This window comes from Streptomyces sp. SID1328 (genome assembly GCF_009865595.1).
GTDB classification, from domain to species: Bacteria; Actinomycetota; Actinomycetes; order Streptomycetales; family Streptomycetaceae; genus Streptomyces; species Streptomyces griseoluteus.
The window spans coordinates 1-5,317 of the sequence record NZ_WWKH01000819.1; the positions used below are offsets into that span (position 1 = coordinate 1).

Genomic DNA, 5,317 nt, shown 5'->3' on the forward strand with positions numbered 1-5,317 from the left:
CTGGCAGCGGGAGCAGGGTGTGCCAGCGGCGGTCGGAGAGCATCCGCGCCTGTTCGCGCAGGTGCCGGGCGACGACCTCGCCCTCGGCGTCGCGCCAGGTGTCGGTGGTCAGCAGGGCCCAGACGTAGTCGGCGGAGTAACCGGTGGTGGCGGGGCGTCCGGGGGCGCGGCGGGTGAGGCCGAGGACGCCGTCGCTGTCGTCGGGGTCGCCGGGGTCGTCGAGCGCGTGGTGGGCGCGCAGGGCGGCGACGACGGCCTGGTGGCGGGCCTTGGAGGTCTCGATCGGCCCGGCGGCCTCCAGGGCGCGGGCGAAGCACTCCAGGGCGTCGGCGAGCGCGAGGCGCTGGAGCCGCTGCGGCTGAAGGGAGTTGGGCAGACAGACCAGCCAGGCGACGGCCGCGCCGAGCGCGGTGAGCGCGGTGTGCGGCAGCACGTCGGTGAGTGCGGGCGTCCCCTCGGCGGTGACGGCGAAGGCGACCAGGATCAGTACGGCCCCGAGGCCCCGCAGCCCGGCGTAGTCACAGCCGAACTTGGCGAGTCCGGCGACCGCGGCCATGCCCGCCACGGCGGCGAGCCCCTGGGTCCAGGGGCCGGAGGGGCCCACCCGGACCGCGAGCAGCGAGCCGAGCCCCACGGCGGCCGTCATCGCCAGGGCGACCAGGGCGAGCACCCACAGCCGGCTGCGGCGGCGCAGCGGGAGGCTGCGCTCGAAGGTGATGGTGAAGGCGCCGAGAGCCGGGAAGACGGCGAGGCTCGGGTGGCCGAGCAGGACCAGCGGCAGGGTGGGCAGCGCCATGGTGAGCGCGGCCCGCAGCGCGAAAGGGAGCGCCCCGCTGACCTCGGCCATGGCGAATGAGCCGCGTGGCGAGAGAACACGGGCCAGTCCAGCGAGGAGCTGAGAGGTGTTGCCGCGTTTCATAGATCACTAACTCTAGCGAATCCGGCAGGGTCAAGCGCCCTCGCGCATTTCATTAGGTGAATTGCCGGGCAATTCCGAAGGCAAGTCCGGCACGGTGCGAATTCGGCATACGGTCTTCACGCGGCGGAAGGTGCCCTCAAGCCTTCCGGGTTCGACCCGGGGAGCGCCGGCGGGCAGGATCCCCGGCCGGGCGGGCCGCTGGGCCGATTGGCTTTTCGGTCAGCGGTCGGGTACACCCATGACGTGCTGTTTCGCCAACTCGAATACCTCGTCGCTCTCTCGAGGGAGCACCATTTCGCCCGCGCCGCCCAGGCGTGCTCCGTATCCCAGCCCGCGCTCTCCGAGGCGATCCGGAAGCTGGAGGACGAGCTTGACGTGCCGTTGGTCCGACGCGGCCGCAAGTACGAGGGGCTCACCCCGGAGGGCGAGCGCATCGTCGTGTGGGCGCAGCGGATTCTCGCGGACCGTGACGCGCTGCGGGACGAGGTCGGTGCCCTGCGCTGCGGGCTCAGCGGCAGGATGCGGATCGGCTCGGTGCCGACCGCGTCCGCGGCCGTCTCGCTGCTGACCGGTCCGTTCTGCACGGAGCATCCGCTGGTCACCGTGGAAGTGATGGCGGACCTCCAGTCCCAGGACATTCTCCGCCAGCTCCAGAATTTCGAGATCGACGCCGGAATCACGTATCTGCCGGAAGAACTCTCGGGGCATTTCCACGCCATTCCGCTCTATGAGGAACGTTATGTGCTGCTGATCACCGCGGCCGATGGTCTGGCGCACCGGTCGACGGCGACCTGGGCGGAGGCCGCCCGGCTCCCGCTGTGCCTGCTGAACGAGTCGATGCAGGGCCGGCGGGTGCTGGACGACGTGTTCGCCAAGGCCGGGGCGAAACCGACGCCCCGGGTGGAGACAGACTCCGTCGCCGCGCTGTTCGCGCACGTCAGGACCGGCCGGTGGGCGAGCGTCGTCCCGCACGCCTGGCTGCACGTGTTCGGTGTGCCGCACGGCATGCGGGCGGTGCCGCTGGTGGAACCGGACTGGACGGTGCCGGTGGGCCTGGTGACGACGTCCCAGCAGCCGGGGTCGGTGATGGCCCGCGCGCTGACCGAGGTCGCCACGGAGACGGACGTGGCCGGCGCCCTGGAGCGGCTGCCCGGCGGCCCCGCGCTGCCGCCGGCGTAGCACCGGCCGTGGCCGCGCCCGTTCAGGCGCGGCCACCGGGGCGGGTCAGGCGACGGGCTGCGGTTCCAGGCGTTCGGCGCCGGTGTAGACGTTCATCGAGTCACCACGCAGGAAGCCGACCAGGGTCAGGCCGCTCTCGGCGGCGAGGTCGGCGGCGAGCGAGGACGGCGCGGAGACGGCGGCCAGCATCGGAATGCCGGCCATGACCGCCTTCTGCACCAGCTCGAACGAGGCCCGGCCGCTGACCACCAGGACGCAGCCGCGCAACGGGAGCATCCCGGAGCGCAGGGCGTGTCCGACGACCTTGTCGACGGCGTTGTGGCGGCCCACGTCCTCGCGCAGGCAGAGCAGTTCGCCGTCGGAGGAGAAGAGCCCGGCCGCGTGCAGGCCGCCGGTGCTGTCGAACACCTTCTGCGCGGCGCGCAGCTTGTCGGGCAGGGTCGCCAGCATCTGCGGGCTCATGCGCAGCTCGTCGTCGGCGACGGACCAGGCGGCGACGGTGCGGACCGCGTCCAGGCTGGCCTTGCCGCACAGGCCGCAGGAGGACGTGGTGTAGAAGTTGCGCTCCAGGGAGGCGTCGGGGGCCTCGACGCCGGGGCCGAGGACGACGTCGACCACGTTGTAGGTGTTGCTGCCGTCGTCGGTGGCGCCCAGGCAGTAGCGGATACCGGCCACGTCGGTCTCGGCGTGCGCGACGCCCTCGCTGACCAGGAAGCCGGCGGCGAGGTCGAAGTCGTCGCCGGGGGTGCGCATGGTCACCGTGAGCGGGCGGCCGCCGACGCGGATCTCCATCGGCTCCTCGGCCGCCAGGGTGTCCGGGCGGTGCGAGGACGCGCCGTCGCGGATGCGGAGCACTCGACGCCGCACGGTCACTCGTCCCATGGTCTTGTTCCTCTCCTCGGGCTCCGGGCCGGGGGTTGTGGTCGCCGCTGGAGCCGGTGTGTGCCGGTGGGTGGGGTCGGCTTGTCGGGGGCGGCGGCCGGGCCGTGGCCCGGGCCCGCCGGGTCGGCTCCTGTGGTGACGGCGTGCAGCGGTGGCGTGGGAAATCCACTCTAGGTGACGCCGTGGCACGAGGAGAGGGCGGAAGTACTGGCGTGGCGGCCCGGCCCGGAGGGGCGGGCGCGGGTACGGGGTGCGGGGTGCGGTTGGCATCCGCGGATGGCCCGGTCCCGCCGGGGAAGCGGGTACCGGGCCGTCCGCGGTACACATCCCCTCCCGGACCGTCGGGAGGGGGGTCCGGGGGGCGGATCAGCCGGCGAGGCCGGGAGCCGGGATGCGGGACGGCTCCAGCCGGATCAGCACACCCTTGGAGGTGGGGCAGTTGCTGATGTCGGCGACGCTGTCCAGCGGCACGAGCACGTTGGTCTCCGGGTAGTACGCGGCGGCGGAGCCGGGGCTCGTCGGGTAGGCGACGACCCTGAAGGACTCGGCGCGGCGCTCCTTGTCGGTCCACACGCTGACCAGGTCGACCATGTCGCCGTCGCGGAAACCGAACTGCTCCAGGTCGGCCGGGTTGACCATGACGACACGGCGGGCGTTGTGGATGCCCCGGTAGCGGTCGTTGGACGCGTACCAGATGGTGTTCCACTGGTCGTGCGAGCGCAGCGTCTGGAGCAGCAGGTGGCCGGCGGGTACGTGCGGCATCTCGAACCGGCTGGCCCAGAACTCGGCCTTGCCGCTCGGCGTCGGGAACGTGTCGTTGTTGACCGGGCTCGGCAGGTTGAAGCCTCCGGGCTGCCGGACGCGCTCGTTGAAGTTCTCGAAGCCGGGGACGACGCGCGAGATCCGGTCACGGATCCGGTCGTTGTCGGCCTCGAAGCTCTGCCACGGGATGCCGTACGTGTCGCCGAGGGTGGCGATCGCCAGGCGGCTGATGATGGCGACCTCGCTGAGCAGGTGCTCGGAGGCCGGGGGCAGCTTGCCGTGCGAGCGGTGGACGTCGCTCATCGAGTCCTCGACGGTGATCCACTGCTCGACGCCGTTCTGCATGTCCCGGTCGCTGCGGCCCAGGGTGGGCAGCAGCAGCGCGGTGTCGCCGCAGACGGTGTGGGAGCGGTTGAGCTTGGTCGAGATGTGCGCGGTCAGCGAGCAGTTGCGCATGGCCTGCTCGGTGTACTCGCTGTCCGGCGTGGCGCGGACGAAGTTGCCGGCCACCCCGAGGAAGAACTTGGCCTTGCCCTCGTGCATGGCGCGAATGCCCTGTACGGCGTCGTAGCCGTGGTGGCGGGGCGGCTCGAAGCCGAACTCGCGGCCCAGCGCGTCCAGGAACGCGTCGGACATCTGCTCCCAGACGCCCATGGTGCGGTCGCCCTGCACGTTGGAGTGGCCGCGGACGGGACAGACACCGGCGCCGGGCCTGCCGATGTTGCCGCGCAGCATCAGGAAGTTGACGATCTCGCGGATGGTGGCGACACCGTGCTTCTGCTGGGTCACGCCCATCGCCCAGCAGACGATGGCGCTCTTGCTCCTCATGACCCGCTCGTGGACCTCCTTGATCTCGTCCAGGGTCAGGCCCGTGGCGAGGAGGATGTCGTCCCAGGAGATCTTGCGGACGCTCTCGGCGAACTCCTGGAAACCGCGGGAGTTCTTGTTGATCCACGCGTGGTCGAGCACGGCGCCCGGCGCGGCGTCCTCGGCGTCCAGCAGGAGCTTGTTGAGGCCCTGGAAGAGGGCCATGTCGCCGCCGGCGCGGATGTGCACGAACTGATCGGCGATCTGGGTGCCGTTGCCGATCACACCGCGCGCCTTCTGCGGGTGCTTGAACCGCATCAGGCCCGCCTCGGGGAGGGTGTTGACCGCGACGACCTCGCCGCCGTTGCGCTTGGTCTCCTCCAGCGCGGCGAGCATGCGCGGGTGGTTGGTGCCGGGGTTCTGGCCGACCAGGAAGATCAGGTCGGAGTGGTGGATGTCGTCCAGCGAGACGCTGCCCTTGCCGATGCCGAGCGCGGCGCCCAGACCCCAGCCGGTGGACTCGTGGCACATGTTGGAGCAGTCCGGCAGGTTGTTGGTGCCGAACGCGCGGGAGAACAGCTGGAGGAGGAAGGCGGCCTCGTTGTTCAGGCGGCCCGAGACGTAGAACATCGCCTCGTCGGGCGAGGTGAGCTGCTTCAGCTCCTTCGCCAGGACCTCGAACGCCTGCTCCCAGCGGATGGGCTCGTAGTGGGTGGCGCCGGGCCACTTCACCATGGGCTCGGTGAGCCGGCCCTGCTGGTTGAGCCA

The 5,317-nt window shown here is 71.4% G+C and carries 3 protein-coding genes and 1 pseudogene; 1 reads left to right on the forward strand and 3 read right to left on the reverse strand.

Annotated features, from left to right (window positions below; all coding sequences use genetic code 11):
• A pseudogene (locus GT030_RS25960) lies at nucleotides 1–847 on the reverse strand (FUSC family protein); the annotation flags it as partial.
• A 315-nt stretch (nucleotides 848–1,162) separates the two neighbouring features.
• Here GT030_RS25960 and GT030_RS25965 point away from each other — a divergent pair.
• Nucleotides 1,163–2,098: a LysR family transcriptional regulator gene (locus tag GT030_RS25965; protein ID WP_161203184.1), complete on the forward strand. Its 936-nt coding sequence runs from the start codon at nucleotides 1,163–1,165 to the stop codon at nucleotides 2,096–2,098.
• Nucleotides 2,099–2,143: 45 nt separating this feature from the next.
• On the opposite strand, the gene fdhD is transcribed toward GT030_RS25965, so the two are convergent.
• Nucleotides 2,144–2,980, reverse strand: a complete 837-nt coding sequence (gene fdhD / locus GT030_RS25970; RefSeq protein ID WP_161203185.1) for a formate dehydrogenase accessory sulfurtransferase FdhD — start codon at nucleotides 2,978–2,980, stop codon at nucleotides 2,144–2,146.
• Nucleotides 2,981–3,346: 366 nt separating this feature from the next.
• Nucleotides 3,347–5,317 (reverse strand): FdhF/YdeP family oxidoreductase (locus GT030_RS25975; RefSeq protein ID WP_161203186.1); only part of this gene is annotated, 1,971 nt, incomplete at its 5' end.